This is a genomic window from uncultured Ruegeria sp., assembly GCF_947500045.1.
GTDB lineage: Bacteria > Pseudomonadota > Alphaproteobacteria > Rhodobacterales > Rhodobacteraceae > Ruegeria.
Genome location: NZ_CANMQQ010000010.1, coordinates 134253 through 150464, shown reverse-complemented (window position 1 = coordinate 150464; position 16212 = coordinate 134253). Strand labels below are relative to the sequence as shown.

14 protein-coding genes are annotated in these 16212 nt (G+C 55.0%); 12 read left to right on the top strand and 2 right to left on the bottom strand.

All coding sequences use genetic code 11. The annotated features are described in order from the left end of the window. Positions 1–63: 63 nt before the first annotated feature. Positions 64–1023, bottom strand: a complete 960-nt coding sequence (locus tag Q1B46_RS16535; protein ID WP_299949651.1) for a helix-turn-helix domain-containing protein — start codon at positions 1021–1023, stop codon at positions 64–66. Positions 1024–1547: 524 nt separating this feature from the next. On the opposite strand from Q1B46_RS16535, the gene dctP reads away from it, so the two are divergent. Genes dctP through Q1B46_RS16495 form a run of 8 tightly spaced genes read left to right on the top strand, consistent with a single transcriptional unit; the run spans position 1548 to position 10112 of the window. Then, positions 1548–2519 carry a TRAP transporter substrate-binding protein DctP gene (gene dctP, locus Q1B46_RS16530; protein ID WP_299949649.1) on the top strand — a complete coding sequence of 324 codons (972 nt, stop codon included), beginning with the start codon at positions 1548–1550 and terminating at the stop codon, positions 2517–2519. Between the two features lie 58 nt (positions 2520–2577). Then, the gene (locus Q1B46_RS16525) at positions 2578–3159 is read left to right on the top strand and encodes a TRAP transporter small permease (protein ID WP_299949647.1); all 582 of its coding nucleotides are present in this window, start codon (positions 2578–2580) and stop codon (positions 3157–3159) included. After that, on the top strand, positions 3159–4448 hold the full coding sequence (locus Q1B46_RS16520; RefSeq protein ID WP_299949645.1) for a TRAP transporter large permease: 1290 nt from the start codon (positions 3159–3161) through the stop codon (positions 4446–4448). Before Q1B46_RS16525 ends, Q1B46_RS16520 begins: the two co-directional genes overlap by 1 nt. A gap of 18 nt (positions 4449–4466) precedes the next feature. Further along, entirely contained in the window at positions 4467–5720 is a 1254-nt protein-coding gene (locus Q1B46_RS16515) for a sarcosine oxidase subunit beta family protein (protein ID WP_299949643.1), read from the top strand. A 14-nt stretch (positions 5721–5734) separates the two neighbouring features. After that, entirely contained in the window at positions 5735–6001 is a 267-nt protein-coding gene (locus Q1B46_RS16510) for a sarcosine oxidase subunit delta (RefSeq protein ID WP_299949641.1), read from the top strand. Next, the gene (locus Q1B46_RS16505; protein ID WP_299949639.1) at positions 5998–8793 is read left to right on the top strand and encodes an FAD-dependent oxidoreductase; all 2796 of its coding nucleotides are present in this window, start codon (positions 5998–6000) and stop codon (positions 8791–8793) included. The genes Q1B46_RS16510 and Q1B46_RS16505 overlap by 4 nt, the downstream gene beginning before the upstream one ends. Continuing rightward, positions 8786–9394, top strand: coding sequence for a hypothetical protein (locus Q1B46_RS16500; protein ID WP_299949637.1), 609 nt, complete (start codon positions 8786–8788; stop codon positions 9392–9394). Before Q1B46_RS16505 ends, Q1B46_RS16500 begins: the two co-directional genes overlap by 8 nt. 28 nt (positions 9395–9422) lie before the next feature. Continuing rightward, on the top strand, positions 9423–10112 hold the full coding sequence (locus tag Q1B46_RS16495) for a TetR/AcrR family transcriptional regulator (protein WP_299949635.1): 690 nt from the start codon (positions 9423–9425) through the stop codon (positions 10110–10112). Here Q1B46_RS16495 and Q1B46_RS16490 read toward each other — a convergent pair. Next, positions 10109–10588: an Lrp/AsnC family transcriptional regulator gene (locus Q1B46_RS16490; protein WP_299949633.1), complete on the bottom strand. Its 480-nt coding sequence runs from the start codon at positions 10586–10588 to the stop codon at positions 10109–10111. The two genes, Q1B46_RS16495 and Q1B46_RS16490, sit on opposite strands and share 4 nt — an antisense overlap. 92 nt (positions 10589–10680) lie before the next feature. Between Q1B46_RS16490 and Q1B46_RS16485 the strand changes: the two genes are divergently transcribed. Genes Q1B46_RS16485 through Q1B46_RS16470 form a run of 4 tightly spaced genes read left to right on the top strand, consistent with a single transcriptional unit; the run spans position 10681 to position 16181 of the window. Continuing rightward, the gene (locus tag Q1B46_RS16485) at positions 10681–11886 is read left to right on the top strand and encodes a methionine gamma-lyase (RefSeq protein WP_299949631.1); all 1206 of its coding nucleotides are present in this window, start codon (positions 10681–10683) and stop codon (positions 11884–11886) included. Positions 11887–11908: 22 nt separating this feature from the next. After that, entirely contained in the window at positions 11909–13225 is a 1317-nt protein-coding gene (locus Q1B46_RS16480; RefSeq protein WP_299949629.1) for an aminotransferase class I/II-fold pyridoxal phosphate-dependent enzyme, read from the top strand. Continuing rightward, positions 13225–13776, top strand: coding sequence for an OsmC family protein (locus tag Q1B46_RS16475; protein WP_299949627.1), 552 nt, complete (start codon positions 13225–13227; stop codon positions 13774–13776). The genes Q1B46_RS16480 and Q1B46_RS16475 overlap by 1 nt, the downstream gene beginning before the upstream one ends. Before the next feature lie 23 nt (positions 13777–13799). Continuing rightward, a complete protein-coding gene (locus Q1B46_RS16470; protein WP_299949625.1) occupies positions 13800–16181 on the top strand; it encodes a 1-deoxy-D-xylulose-5-phosphate synthase N-terminal domain-containing protein in 2382 nt (793 codons plus the stop codon). The last annotated feature ends 31 nt before the right edge of the window (positions 16182–16212 follow it).

Genomic DNA, 16212 nt, shown 5'->3' with positions numbered 1-16212 from the left:
TGAACATTAGTTCGCGCAGCCTTTTTTGTTGGTTTGAGCCGCAAGTTCGGCCAGGACATAGCTCTATTTTATGTTGTGCGCATCTTTGACTCGTGTCTCTCGCGGGCTTTTCCCGTATTCCGATCTATATGCACTGGTTAAGCTCGCAACAGATCCGAAACCGGTAGCAAACGCGACGTCGACCAGACTCAGATTGGTTTCTGTGACGAGATTGTGTGCTCTCCCGACCCGAATCTTTTTGTAATATCGGCCGGGAGAGGTACCGGTGTATTTCGTGAACAGTCGCTCAAGCTGACGCACCGACAATCCTAATGTCATGGAGATACTACGTGTCGAAATCGGGAATTCGACGTTGTCCTCCATAATCCGAATGGCTCCCAGAATTTGTGGACCGAAAGCGTTCATCAAATAGCTTGTGCCGCAGGGCTGACTGGATTTTCTGTCGCGAATCGATTGCAGAACCAGTCGACTGCCGAGTTCCGCCTTTTCTTGGTGGGATAGACTTTTGGCTATGAGATCAATGACCAGCTCGCCTGTGTAGTTTCCCCCTGCCGACGTGATAAAACCTCCGGAATCCTCTGCATATCGAAGCGATACGTTTGGAAAAACGCCCAATTCCTTCAAAACCTGAACATCGCGCCAGTGAGTGGTCGCGCGTAGGCTTGTACTTCGATAGGCCCGAATAAATGCGGTCGCTGCCTCTGACAGCATCACAACAGGACGATTGCTTCGTTGCATCGCTCTTGCCCTCGGAGACCAAGCATTTGAACTTATTCTGTCACCACCGACGACCACCATAAAGTCTTTAAGGTTATGATCAAAAACAGACGGCTCAGCCCTCACGATCATCCCGTTGCGACTTTGCACCAAACCCGGTGTGTCCGATACAAAAACCCAATGAAAGCAATTCCGGTTTAAGACTTGGTTGGCCATTGATAGAACAGTCGCCACCGACGACACTTCAAGATCAGAAAACTTATTCTGAACAAAGATTTCGAATGTTGTTGTAGATTCATGCATCATTCAAAGTACTGCGGTCATGGGTGTCGGTGTCGTCAACCGGGTAAGACGCTCATATGTCTTTGACCTGCAAGTGTTGCAAGTAGTTCTGCTGCTTGGGCCTCCGACACGTTTTGAGACCTTTCATTTCTCGGGCGGTTGTCCAAAACGTGTTGAGTGAGGCAAGAATTTCAATGTCAGGCTGCCCTGCTCGAATACCTCGCAACTGATTCGGGCCCTCGCAAGACATTCACGGTGTAAACGGGCTTTCACTGATTACCATCGTGACCCCCAAAGCACCAAAGGCGTTTCCGTTTTCCTGCGAGAATAGCTCTTTCTATCAATAACCTAGTCTGGATTGGCAGGGATTTGGAGACCTAGCTGTTGTGTAAGCACCGCCCTATTGGGAGTCGGCCAGAAAACTAACACTTGCCATGATGCCATTTGCCTCCCTATGTTTGACCATAGGGCAACCTATGTTCAAGAGTTGCTGTTTAGCAAATTCTAAAACCAACAGGAGAACAAAAATGAAATTCACGTCTCGTCTCATGATGATGACTGCCGCAGCGACGTTGGCTGCGTCAGCCGCTATTGCTCAAGATGTGCGCCTTCGCATCGCTGGTACAGTACCTGCAGAACACTTCGGCAACGCCGTGCTAGAACAAATGGCGGAGAACATGGAAAACGCCGGCGTCGGCCTCAAAGTCAAATACTTCCCGGCGGGCCAGCTCGGGTCTGGAGAAGAGCTTCTTGAGAGTGCCATCCGCGGCAATGTGGATATGGTTCATGCTACGGTCTATGCGCAGAAAGATCCGCGCTTGGAGATCAATAGCCTCCCTTTCCTTGTCACCACAAAGGAAGAACTGGATGCGGTCTATGGCGATCCAAATTCTACATACAACCAAATTCTTGAAGAGATCCTGACATCATTTGGTATCCAGCCGCTGGCGACCATTGGCGAGGGCCTGATCGGCATGATCGCGACCGAGCGGCCTGCGGACCCAACCGGCTTGGGCAACCAGGAAATGAACGTGCGCGCGTGGTCTTCACAGATCGCAAAGCAAACCATGGAAGAGCTGGGTTATCAGGTAACAACCCTGAACTGGGCTGAAGTGTTCCCAGCCGTGCAGGCCGGCACCATTGATGGTGCTATCTGCTGTACGCCGGAATGGGCCTACACAACCTTTGCAGCGAGTGACGTAGGCAACACCTATATACCCTACAATGCCTTCATCGAAAGCACGATGATCTATGCCAACCAGGGGTTCTATGATGAGCTGAATGATGAACAGCGCGCCGTCGTTGACAAAGAAACCGCCGCAGCTGCTGCAGAGATTAGCCGACTGGCGTGGGAACGCAGCCAGGGCTTTGTGGATCAGCTGGTCGATGCAAACTGGGAAATCGTAGAATTCTCGCAAGAAGAGCGGGATGCCATTAAGGCGCACATACAGGCAACCGTGTGGCCGAACGTGGCGGACGTCGTCGGACAGGACATTCTTGACCGCCTGACCGCCAATTGAAGCCCAGCGAAGTGGGCCTTTCTCCCCGGCCCACTTCGCCAATCCCGGAGCGGTTGCTGTGATAGAACTTGCCGATCAACTCCCCCCCAAATTGGGGCAAACCGTCAGACGGCTGATAAAGATAAAATCTGCCTTCCTGATGCTCTCGACCTTCATCTTGGCGCTGACCTTCTTTATGGTCGTGTTGCTGCGCTACGTCTTAAAAACCGACCTGTTTGCTTATGAAGAGTGGCTGATGCCGATGTGCTTTTGGCTGTTCTTTCTCGGCAGCGCTGTTGGCACATATGAAGACAGTCAGATCAAAGCTGATATTCTGGAAAGCTGGCTTACTAACCCAACGATCGTCTGGTGGCGAAAGGTCATCATCACATCGGTTGAGTTGGTTGTAACCTGTTTTCTGGTCTATTGGGCGATCCTGATGCTTCGGGATGAGATCGCCTCGTATCCGCAGTGGCAGACCACGATTGCTTTGCGCATTCCCTTCTTTGTCCCACGGCTCGGGATATTCGTCGGGTTTTCGTTCATGGCTTTTTACAGCGCGCTCCACCTCTACGTACTTCTGAAATTCGGAACTGCAGGCGTGATTGCTCAGATGGATAAGAGCGGCATTACCGGCAATCCCGGGAAGGGACATCCATAATGATTATCGGTATTTCCGTATTACTCATCTGCGCCCTGCTCTTTGCGGGTGTTGCTGTTCCAATCGCCTTTGGCGGCGTTCTGATCTTTCTGGCTTATACCGGCGGCCATGATGTGTCGGGCTTTTTGCCAACCGGCCATTGGAAAATGAACACGGTCGTAATCCTCGTGATTCCCCTCTTCATTGTTGCGGGCGATATCATGAAGAACGGTAAGATCGCCTCTCCGATTGTCGATCTGGCTGAAATGCTGCTGGGCCGCATCCGGGGTGGTCTCTCCGGCGCATCCGTGGTCGCAAGTGCGATGTTCGGTGCAATCTCGGGCAGCGGCGCAGCTACACTGACTTGCATCGGCTCGGTAATGATGCCGCATTTGCGCAAAGCCAACTACCCAGAGGGATTTTCGGCAGCGCTTCTGGTGGCTGCAAGCCCGTTAGGTCTTCTGATCCCGCCAAGCTCGGCGCAGTTGATCTATGCCTGGATCACCCAGCAATCGGTTCTCAAGTGCTTTTTAGCTACCGTCGTGCCTGGAATAATAGTCGCCTCGCTTCTTGTGATCATCAACCTGATCATGATGCGTAAGCAGACCGACATTGTGTTACCTGAAGAGCGTGAGCAGCTCATCCTGGCCTTCAGTCGCAAAACCCTGGTGGCTTTCCCGGCGTTGATGATGCCGATCATCATTCTGGGCGGCATCTACGGCGGCATTATGACCCCAACCGAAGCGGCAGGTGTTGCGGTGATCTATGCGATCCCTATCGGCTTTTTCGTCTACAAAGGCCTGACGTGGAAAATTTTCCTGGATACGCTGAAAGAATCCGGTGTCACCATTGGCGTTGTCATGGTCATGATCTTCATGGTTCTGATCGTCAGCCGGTTTCTGATTTTCGAAGACATTCCCGGTATGGCTGAGGACCTGATCTTTTCGATCTCGGACAACCCCATTGTGGTTTTGCTGATGATCAACCTTACAATGATCTTGATCGGCATGATCATGGACGATTTCAGCGGCCTAATCCTGAGTGCGACGCTGCTTTTGCCAATTGCAAAAAGCGTCGGCGTGGATCCAATCCACTTTGCTGCGATCCTTGGGGTCAACTTGGGCATGGGAAACATCACGCCTCCGACAGCACCTTTGCTGTTTCTTGGCGCGCGCGTCACTAACGCACCCGTGCAGAAGATGCTTGGCCCGACCATGATCTTCATCGGCTTCGCGTGGTTGCCGACCCTGCTTCTGACGACATTCATCCCCGGCATCGCATTGTGGCTGCCGGAACTTCTGCTGGGCTGACAACACAAAGGATACACAATGTCGCGCCACTATTCGGCATTTTCGGTCTTCCGCGAGGGTTTGCGGGGCCACAAGGGCTGGGCTCCGCTCTGGCGGAGCCCAGCCCCCCAGGACGCCTACGATGTGATCATCATTGGTGGAGGCGGCCATGGTCTGGCGACCGCTTACTATCTGGCCAAAAATCACGGTGTGCGTAAGGTCGCCGTGATCGAGAAAGGTTGGTTGGGCGGCGGCAATACCGGTCGAAACACGACGGTGATCCGGTCGAACTACTTCTATCCTGAAAGCACCCAGCTCTATGATCTGTCGGTCAGGCTGTATGAAAAGCTTTCAAGGGACATCAATTACAACGTGATGTTCTCGCAGCGTGGAATGATGGTCTTGACCCATTCCGAGGCCGAGATGGAGATTGCTTCGCGCACTGTAAACGCGATGCAAATTAATGGGGTTGATGCTGAACTTCTTGACGTTAAAGACGTGCAGAAGAAAGCACCGATCCTGAATTACCGCAGTGACGCCCGTTATCCGATCCATGGGGCCATTTACCAAGGGCGCGGTGGCACTGGGCGCCACGATGCTGTGGCTTGGGGCTATGCTCGTGCAGCTGATCAGCATGGCGTTGACATCATTCAGAATTGCGAAGTCACCGGCTTTATTATTGAGGGCGGCGTCTGCAAAGGTGTCGAGACGACGCTGGGAAAAATCCGATCTGACCGAATTGGGGTCGCCGTTGCCGGCCACTCCTCGGTGCTGGCCGAAATGGGCGGGTATAGCTTGCCGATCCATTCATATGCCCTTCAGGCCTTTGTCACTGAGGCGATTAAGCCAGTGATGGATACCGTCGCCTTCTCGCCAATGACAGGCAGCTATTTTAGTCAGTCCGACAAGGGTGGACTGGTCATTGGCGGAGGGTTGGATCGTATCCCGTCTTATGCCCAACGTGGCAATACGCCAATGCAAGAAACAGTCCTGTCCGGCATCATCGAGATGGCTCCCGCGTTGGCCAAAGTCAAACTGCTTCGCCACTGGGCGGGCAATGTGGATGTCAGCCCGGACAGTTCCCCGCTCATAGGGCCCTCAGGCACCGAGGGTATCTACATCAACTGCGGCTGGGGCACGGGTGGGTTTAAGGCAATCCCGGGTGGTGGATACGTATTTGCCCATTTGCTTGCGACTGGCCAACACCACGATATCAGCCGCCCCTTCGATCCCGATCGTTTTCGCACCGGTCGCCTCCTGGACGAGGCCGCTGGTTCAGGCATTGCACACTGAAGAAAGAGAAATGAATGCAACGCTTCCCTTGTCCATTTTGTGGTCTTCGCGACGAACGAGAGTTCCGTTTCGCGGGCGAGGCCGGAAAAACACGTCCTGACACTACTCAAGAGGTCAGCGACAAAGAGTGGGCCAACTACCTGTTTTTTTGTAAAAACGCTAAGGGTCCAACCTGCGAGATCTGGGTTCATACAACCTGTCAGGAATACTTCGTCATGGAGCGCGACAGCGCCACGATGGAAGTCCTGGATACAACGCCAATGCGGAAGGACGTGGCATGACCGGGCATCGCATCGAAACGCGCGGGTTGATCGACCGCTCAAAGCCGCTCAGCTTTCGCTTTGATGGCAAAACGTATCATGGCGTTCAAGGTGACACCGTCGCGTCGGCGCTGCTAGCGTCCGGTGTTCGCATCTTTGGCCGCAGCTTCAAATACCACCGGCCACGCGGTGTTTGGGGCGCATGGTTTGACGACCCGAACGCGGTTGTCGATATCGAATTTGGCGGCATCACCTATCCCAACTGTCAGGCGACCACAACTCAACTGATTGAAGGGTTGGTGGTCCGCTCGGTCAATGCCTGGCCGACGGCGCAGAGAGACCTCAAAGGAGTGCTGGATTTCGCACACAGGTTCCTACCTGCTGGGTTCTACTACAAAACATTCATGTGGCCAGACTGGCACCTGTTTGAACCGATAATCCGGAGAATGGCCGGAATTGGCACACTTAACACAGATGTCCAGGACAACTTTGAAGCGGCCATACTGCACGATCACTGTGAAACACTTGTCATAGGCGGTGGGCTCGCTGGACTTATGGCTGCGCGAACCGCTGCCAAAGCTGGCAAGTCGGTCCTGATGATCGATGATCATCCCGAATTTGGCGGCAGCTCTTATCGCTATCCCAACGACGCCGCTGACGCGCCGTCTAATTGGGTTGATGAACAGCTATCTGCGATTGAGGATGCCGGTGGTCGTGTTCTGAGCAATACCACTGCGATTGGCGTCTATGATCACCAGGCGGTTTCGATCTTAACTGATCGTGGGGTTGGAGTTGCGCCTGTCGTTCGAAAATTGCGCCCTGAAAATGTCATCGTTGCCACAGGCGCGGTGGACCGCCCTATCACCTTTTCTAATAATGACCGCCCAGGTCTAATGTCACTGGATGCGGGCGCCGAGTTTCTTGCGCGCTATGGCGTTCTGGTAGGGCATCAGATTGCCATTTTGACAAATCGCCCGGACGCCGCAAATGTGGCTGCGCAACTGGAAAACGCTGGTGCAAATGTGGACTTGCTCGATCCGAAGTCGGGTGCAGCCAAAACCATCGGGTCTCAGACTATCAAAGGTCTGCAACTCGCCGGACACACCCACACATGCGATACCATCCTGGCGTCAGCCGGGCTCACACCGATGGTTCATCTCTGGCGCCATGCAGGCGGGAAGTTGGACTGGGATGAGGGTCGACAGACATTTGTGCCCTCCACCGGACCGGATTGGATGCGTGTGATCGGCGCCGCGAACGGAACATTTGAAAGGGACGCGCTTGAAGAGGAAGCGAGAAGCGCAGCCCTCAATGCTCCTTCGCCCAAGCGCCGGATCTATAGCATTCCACCCCTGCTGCCCGATACGAACAACACGGAGGGGCGTCAGTGGATTGATTTCCAACACGATGTCACGCTCAAGGATGTGGCGTTGGCCCATCGCGAAAACATGGTCTCGGTCGAGCATTTGAAACGCTATACCACCCTGGGCATGGCAGGTGATCAGGGAAAGACCTCCAATGTCGCTGGGCTGGCAGCCATGGCTGCACTGAAGGGCCAGAAGATCCCGGAAGTAGGTACCACCACGTTCCGCCCGCCTTTTGTTCCCATTCCGCTTGAAGCTTACCGAGGTGCGCATCGCGACACACAGGTTGCGCCGCTCAAACGATTGACGCTTGAGCCTGACCATCGTGCTCTTGGAGCCGCGCTTGGAGAATATGGTGGCTGGCTGCGACCTGCTTGGTATGGTGAGGACGATGAAAAAAGCGCCGTGACGCGTGAATGTCAGATGGCCCGATCAGCGGCTGCGATCATGGATAGCTCGGCCCTCGGTGCAATCGAAGTGATCGGCCCCGATGCGCGTGCTTTTGTGAACTTCGTCTACTACAATACAATGTCAAACCTGAAACCGGGCCGCATCAGGTATGGGTTCATGCTGACCGAGGGCGGACTTGTGTTTGATGATGGGGTTATGGCCTGTGTGGACGACACGCGTTTCATCATCTCATGCTCGTCATCACATGCAGATGCAGTTATGGCGCATCTGGAACACTGGCGGCAGGACAGTTTCGACCCGGATCGCGTTCATATCCACGACACCACTCAGAACTGGTCCACTGTGACGATAGCCGGGCCCATGTCCCGAGCAATCGTCGAAGAACTTGGCGTTTTAGATACGCTCGAAGATCTCCCGCACATGGCGTTGAAATTTGGTGCGTTCGAAGGGGTTCAGGCACGTGTTGCGCGGGTCAGCTTCACCGGGGACACCAGTTTCGAGATTTCAGTGCCAAACAGTTCAGTTTCAAAGTTGTGGCAGCAGGCTATTGCGGTTGGAAAGCCGCACGGTGCTGGACCCGTTGGCGCGGAGGCGCTGATCGTCTTGCGGGCTGAAAAAGGCTACATAATCGTTGGCAAAGACACCGAAGGCGAGACAATGCCCCATGACCTTGGCTTTGGCGCCCCTCGCCTCCGCAAATCGGCTGCCTTTGTTGGTGACCGAAGCCTTCACACCGACAATGCCAACCGAGAAGACCGTAAGCAGCTGGTAGGCCTCTCGGTGGACAGTGGTGAACCTTTGCTTCCTGTCGGCGCTCACATCGTAACGGGACAAGGCCCTGATCGGCGTTCGCTTGGATACGTGACGTCGAGCCACGACAGTGTGGCATTGGAACGCCCGATTTCACTTGCCCTGATAAGCGGCGGTTTGGCGGCCATGGGTGAGAAAGTGGAGATTTGCCATATGGGCAGTTCTCGCCATGCAACAATAACGTCCTCTTGTGCGTTTGATATCGAAGGAACACGGATCGATGCGTGATGATCGCCACAAATGGTCACCGGCATTGGGTCATGCCCGCCCTGCCTTGACTGCAGAAAACATCGAAGTCGGCGTTGTAACATTGAAACGGCAAACCGTGATCAGTGGTGCGCTTAACGACTGCCTTGCGGCCTGCGGCATCGATGCAGCGACCGCTGGTGGAACCGAAATGGCTGTGGGGGACGCCTATGCCTTGCGTCAAAGACGCGATCGCCTTTTGGTCGTGAACGCGCCGGGTTTGAGCGATGGATGGCATGTTGACCGAAACATAGCCGTCTCCGACTTCAGCGCTGCATACGCGGTGATATCCCTTGCTGGATCAAATGCGGAGCGACTGATTGCAACTGGGACGGAATTTGTGGGTGACGCCCCATCCCCCTCTGTTTCACGGCTCTGGCACGGGTTTGGGACCCTTCTCTATCGCCATAATCAACCTCAGAGCTATCGCATGCATGTTAGAGCTGCCCATGTGGAAGCCGTGTGGGAAATGATCAGGCGGCAAGTTTCGGCATTGGATAGTGCCTCAGATTTGGTATTAGCCCGCGGAGACCTAGCTAACGCAACCAGCCAACGTGAGCTTTTTCAAAGGAAAGCAAGCTAGTCAGAAGTTTTATGGATTGGAAACCTAATTGAGCGCCAAGAAAAGAGCACCAAAGGCAGGGTCTATTTCCGCAGAGGACTGGATCTCAGCGTCGCGAGAGGTGTTGGTCAAACGTGGCATCTCGGCCGTTAAAATCGAGCCGCTGGCGCGCAAACTGAAAGTGACGCCCGGGAGCTTCTATTGGCACTTCAAAAACCGAGATGCCTTGTATCGCGCTTTGCTGAAGGATTGGTTGGCGACCAACGTTCACCCATTTTTTGAAGCACTTGAAGAGGCAGCCGATGAACCCCGCGCCCAATATCTGGCACTGGCCTATGTCTGGGTTCTGAGCCCCCAATTCGATGCCCCTCTTGATGTGGCGGTTCGGGAGTGGAGCAAAACATCAAAGCTGGCAGCGCGCACCCTGCGATTTATCGATTATAAACGGATTTCGCTTTATCAGTGGGTTTTCGAAGGATTTGGTCACGACGCAATGTCGGCGTTGGTAAGAGCGCGCACGATGTACTATCATCAGATCGGCTACTATACGATGCGAATTGAAGAAGATCCCGACAAGCGGCTTATGCAGATCCCGTACTATGCAGAGGTCATTACTGGCGATAACTGGTTGAAACATCTGACAACACCAGACGAGGTAAGGTGTGTGCTAGCCGAGTTTCCACGCCGAGAAAGCCTGGCTGATCGGATGGCGCGCCGTCCCTTGTCTTCCGTAGACTAGCTATCAAGCTCAGGGAAAACCTGCGTTTTCTTCACAATACCGTAGACAAAACTTGTGTCGATTGACCTGATGTGCCCAATTTTATGCAGGCGCTGCCGAACGAACCGCTCGTAGTCTTCGAGGTCCGAAACAACAACACGCAACAGATAGTCGGCAGCCCCTGTCATGACGTAGCATTCGAGAACTTCCGGGATGTTGCGTATTTCTTCCTCGAACAGACCGACAACGCTTGCCGTATGCCCATCTAATGTCACGCGGACGAAAATGGTGATCGGAAGACCATAAGCTGCGGAGTCCACGTCGATGCTGTAACCTCTGATGACCTCTTTCTGTTCGAGGTTTCTAAGTCGTCTCAAACAGGGCGACGGTGAGAGATTGACCGCTTCTGCCAGATCGAGATTCGTTATTCTCCCGTTCTCCTGCAAGGCGCGGATCATCTTGCGATCTGTGGCGTCAATTTTTACAGATTTTGGCATTATATTCCAATTTCTATTACTACAAGGGTGAAGATAGCAACCAAATGCCCTCCGATCTATCCTAAAGTGCCATGCAATCAGGAGGGGTTCTCATGAAGAAAGACATTGCCGGGTTTTCAACACGCGCCATCCATCACGGGTATGACGCCTCAGAGCACCAAGGGTCATTGAACCCGCCCGTCTATCTGACCTCCACCTTCACTTTTGACACTGCTGAAGCTGGCGGTGCGATGTTCGCTGGAGAACAGGAGGGACACTTCTACAGCCGCATCTCAAACCCGACACTCGATCAGCTTGAGGAACGTATCGCAAACCTGGAAGGCGGCGAAGCCGGGCTCGCCACAGCGTCCGGCATGGGTGCGATTACTTCCGTTTTTTGGACCTTCGTAGAGGCTGGCGATGAAGTCATCATCGACAAAACGCTTTATGGCTGTACCTTTGCCTTTCTGAGCCACGGGCTGACCAAGTTCGACGTCAAGGTCACACCTGTAGATCTTACCGACCCCGCAAACCTGACGAGCACGATCACGGACCGCACCAAGATCGTGTATTTCGAAACACCTGCCAATCCCAACAACCGTCTTGTGGACATCGAGGCCGTTTCTCGGATCGCACATGCAAACGGCGCAAAAGTTGTCGTCGACAACACTTATGCGACGCCCGTACTGACACGTCCCATGGAACATGGCGCGGATATCGTTCTGCATTCGGCCACGAAATATCTGGGCGGTCATGGAGATCTGGTGGCTGGCCTCATCGCGGGCTCCACCGAAGACATGAAGCAGGTTCGGCTGGTAGGATTGAAAGACATGACGGGCTCGGTCATGTCCCCTTTCACCGCAATGTTGCTCTTGCGAGGATTGAAAACGCTCGAACTGCGGGTCGAGCGACATTGTCGGTCGGCGATGCAAATCGCGAAAATGCTCGAAGACCATCCCGCGGTTGCGATGGTGCACTACCCGGGTCTCGACAGTTTCCCGCAAGCTGATCTTGCACGCCGTCAGATGTCGGATTTTGGCGGCATGATCCCATTTGAGGTCGTCGGTGGCAAGGAAGGCGGTATCGCCATGATGAATCGCCTGAAGCTCATTCAACGAGCGGTCAGCCTTGGTGATGCGGAAAGCCTCATCCAACACCCCGCGAGCATGACCCACTCCACATACACGCCTGAAGAACGCGCCGAGCACGGCATTGCGGAAGGCCTCGTTCGCCTCTCCGTCGGGTTGGAAACCGTGGACGACTTGATCGACGACTTGATGGCGGCCTTGTCTCAACACAACGCCATTGCAGCTGAATAACCCGCCCTGACTGGAGGATAAGATGACTAAGAAACCACTTTACGGCGATGCCACCAGCCAAGCTGCGACACGCAATTCAGGCGGTTGGATCAACGAACTGGACCGCGCGCGGAAATCCGGACCGTTTCTGGATGCGCATCCGATGGACCGCATGGGTATGTCGACCAAGGCGGTTCATGCTGGCACACATGACGACCCCCGCACCGGCGCCGTAGGGACACCGATCTACCAGACTTCGACCTTCATCCTGCACGAGGAAACCTATGGGTCTATCGAAGAAGGGTTTGGCCGGGATCGTTTCATCTACACCCGCTATGGAAACCCATCGCAATGGGCAGTGCAAGAAAAGCTCGCAACGCTCGAAGGCGCCGAAAGCGCGATCGTGTTCAGCTCGGGCATGGCCGCCATCACGGCAGCGGTCATGGCCCTTGTTGACAAAGGTGCCCATGTCGTCGCGGCGAGCGATATTTATGGTGGCACATACAACCTCTTCAATCAGGAATTTCCGTCGCTTGGCATGTCGGCCACTCTCGTGGACAGCTATGATCTTGAAGCCATCGAAGCGGCGATCCAACCCAACACCCAGATCCTCTATTTCGAGGTGATCACCAATCCGGTGCTGAAGGTTGTCGACATCCCTGCCCTGGTCGATATCGCCAAGCGCCATAACCTGCGCCTGATCGTTGACAGTACATTCGCCCCGCCCCCCGTCATGAAGCCGCTGGAACTGGGTGTGGATCTGGTGGTGCACTCAGCGTCGAAGTACCTCAACGGCCATTCGGACCTTATTGCCGGCGTCGTTTGCGGCCCACGCAAGCTGGTGGACATGATCTGGCCGCGCCTGCTGAACTATGGCGGCTCGCTTGATCCACACGCCTGCTTCCTGCTGGAGCGTGGTCTCAAAACGCTCGACATTCGAATGAAGGCACACGAGGCCTCGGCGACCGCGTTGGCTGAGTTCCTGGAAACCCATCCTTCAGTGGAAAAAGTGCTTTACCCGATGCTGCCCAGTCACCCAGATCATGCGCGTGCAAAGGAATTGATGAAGATGGGCACGGGCAACGTCACCTTCTTTGTCAAGGGTGGCGATCAAGCGGCTCTCGACCTGATGGATCATCTGCGCCTACCAAAACAGGCAACCAGTCTTGGCGGAATTGAAAGCCTCATCAGCCTGCCCTTCAATTCTTCGCAGGCTACTATGACGGCGCGGCAACGCGCAGATATTGGCATCTACCCCGGCTGCGTCCGCCTGTCTGTCGGAATCGAGGACGCAAACGATCTGATCGCCGACTTTGACCAAGCTCTCAACGCTATCTCTACCATGAAAGGTGCTGCATAATGCGCAACTCTATCCCAACCGCTGCCCTGAGCGAATTCGTCAATGAAGTTTCGGGTGATCCCGAAGAGGGCCTGATGAGCTACGGCATCGAGATCGACTGGGAAAGCGGCACCCGCGCCCGGTCGTCGACCAAACCGATGTTGGTTGGCCCACACAAAGTCAGCCGCTCCTTTACCTGGAAGGCGGATGAACCGCGTCAACTTATGGGCAACAACCATGGGCCCAACCCTCAGGAACTGCTGCTGTCTGGCCTTGGCTCCTGCATGATGGTTGCGTTTGTAGCTGGTGCCACTGCGGAAGGCATTCAACTGGAATCTGTAAAGATCGACTTTGACGGCACGCTGGATCTGCGCGGCTTCATGGGTCTTGGCACAAATGCACCAGTGGGATTCCCGGAAATCCGTTATACGATCCACGTGACAGGCGACGGCACCCCGGAACAGTTCGAAGAGCTGCACAACAAGGCCGTCAAACACAGCCCCAACGCACAAACGATCATCAATCCAGTCGCGCTGTCTGGTGAGATCGTCACCACACAAATCGAAGACTAACACCCGACTTGGGGAGACCTGCTATGTCCGTTTCGCGTACGCATCTGAAAACCGTTGAACAGCTCTTGCTGTGGCATTCGCACTGGATGATCCATCACGCGAACCACGTCCGCCCCAAGGTGGACGGGATCAAGATCGGCGGGCATCAGGCATCATCTGCCTCGATGGTGTCGATCATGACAGCGCTCTACTTCTCCACGCTGCGACCCGAAGACCGGGTGGCTGTCAAGCCTCATGCCTCACCCGTTTTCCATGCAGCCCAATACCTGATGGGCAATCAGACCCGCGAAAAACTGGAGGATTTCCGGGGTCTGGGCGGTGTGCAAAGCTACCCTTCACGAACCAAGGATATCGACGACGTTGATTTCTCCACTGGATCAGTGGGTCTGGGCGTTGCAATTACTTCCTTCGCATCGATTATTCAGGACTACATCGCCGCAAAAGATTGGGGCAAAGGTGCCCCTATGGGCCGCATGGTGGCGCTTGTTGGCGATGCGGAATTAGACGAAGGCAACATCTACGAGGCCTTGCAGGAAGGTTGGAAAAACGACCTGCGCAACACCTGGTGGATCATTGATTACAACCGGCAATCGCTCGACGGGATTGTGCGTGAGGGCCTGTTTGAGCGCATCGAAAAAATCTTTGACGCTTTTGGCTGGGACGTCGTTCGCGTCAAGCACGGCGCATTGCAAAGAGCTGCATTTGAGGAACCGGGTGGCGAGAAACTTCGTGACTGGATCGACGATTGCCCCAATCAGGAGTATTCCGCACTGACCTTCATGGGCGGTTCCGTCTGGCGCAAGCGGCTCATGGATGATCTGGGGGATCAAGGCGATGTGACAGCGCTCATAGATCGGCGCAGCGATGACGAACTGGCGGCACTTATGGAGAACCTCGGCGGCAACTGCGTTGAGACCATGGCCGATACGTTCGACGCCGTCGACCACGACCGCCCGACCTGTTTTCTGGCCTACACTGTCAAAGGTTGGGGCACACCCATCGCAGGCCATAAGGACAATCACGGCGGGCTGATGAACAAGACCCAGTTTGCCGAATGGCAAAAGCACATGGGTGTCACCGAAGGTCAGGAATGGGAGCGGTTCGCTGGGGTGGATAATGTTGCCGAGCTGGAGCGATTCCTGAAGACCGTTCCGTTCTTCGCGGATGGACCGCGCAGGTTCAGCGATGCGAAAGTGCCGGTTCCTGCCGTCGAGTTCAGCAGTGATCGCGAAATCTCGACCCAGGCGGCCTTTGGCAAGATTCTTGATGATCTGTCCAAAGGCGACAGCGAACTTGCGGCGCGCATCGTCACCACATCACCCGACGTGACCGGCACCACGGGCCTTGCCTCCTGGGTTAACCGGCGAAAGCTCTTCGCCCGATCCGAACAGGCTGATGCCTTCATTGAACACCGTATTCCATCGACAGCAAAATGGGCGTTTTCGCCAGAAGGACAGCATATCGAACTTGGCATCGCTGAAATGAACCTGTTCCTGCTGTTGGGCGCTGCAGGCCTGTCCCACTCGCTCTTTGGCAAGCGTCTTCTGCCCATCGGCACGGTTTACGACCCATTCGTGTGCCGTGGCCTCGATGCGATGAACTATGCCTGCTATCAGGATGCGCGGTTCATGATCGTGGGCACGCCATCGGGCGTAACGCTTGCGCCCGAAGGCGGTGCGCACCAATCCATCGGCACGCCGCTGATCGGAATGAGCCAGGACGGTCTTGCAGCATTCGAACCGGGCTTTGCTGATGAGCTGGCGGTGATCATGGAATGGGCATTCGACTACATGCAGCGGGACGGCGAAGGTGATCCGGATGAACGGACATGGCTGCGCGACGAAACCGGTGGCAGCGTCTATCTACGCCTGACCACCAACCCTATCGAACAGCCTGGAAAACGGCACGATGACGCATTCCGACAGGGGGCCATCGATGGGGCCTACTGGTTGCGCAAGCCGGGGCCCAATTGCGACGTTGTCATCGCTTATCAGGGGGCGGTGGCTTCTGAAGCAATAAAAGCGGCGGGTATCATCGGTGAGGGCCGCCGCGACGTGGGTGTGCTGGCCGTCACGTCCGCCGACCGCCTCAATGCCGGATGGACGGCGGCGCAGCGGGCCCGTTCACGTGGCATCGCGCATGCCCGATCCCATGCCGAAGCCTTGATGGGCGATCTTCCACCTCATTGCAAGATTGTCACCGCCATCGACGGCCACCCGGCCACTCTCGCATGGCTTGGGGGTGTCGCCGGACACCAGACGATCTCGCTCGGGGTCGAGCATTTTGGCCAAACCGGTACCATTGGCGATCTCTACAAGCATCACGGGATTGATGCCCGCTCGATTGTGGAGAAGGTGCAAGGATTGACGCAAGGTCGTCATATCCGAATTCACGCTGCAATGTGATAGGCCCGTTGTCCTTTGAGTGATCGCGGTT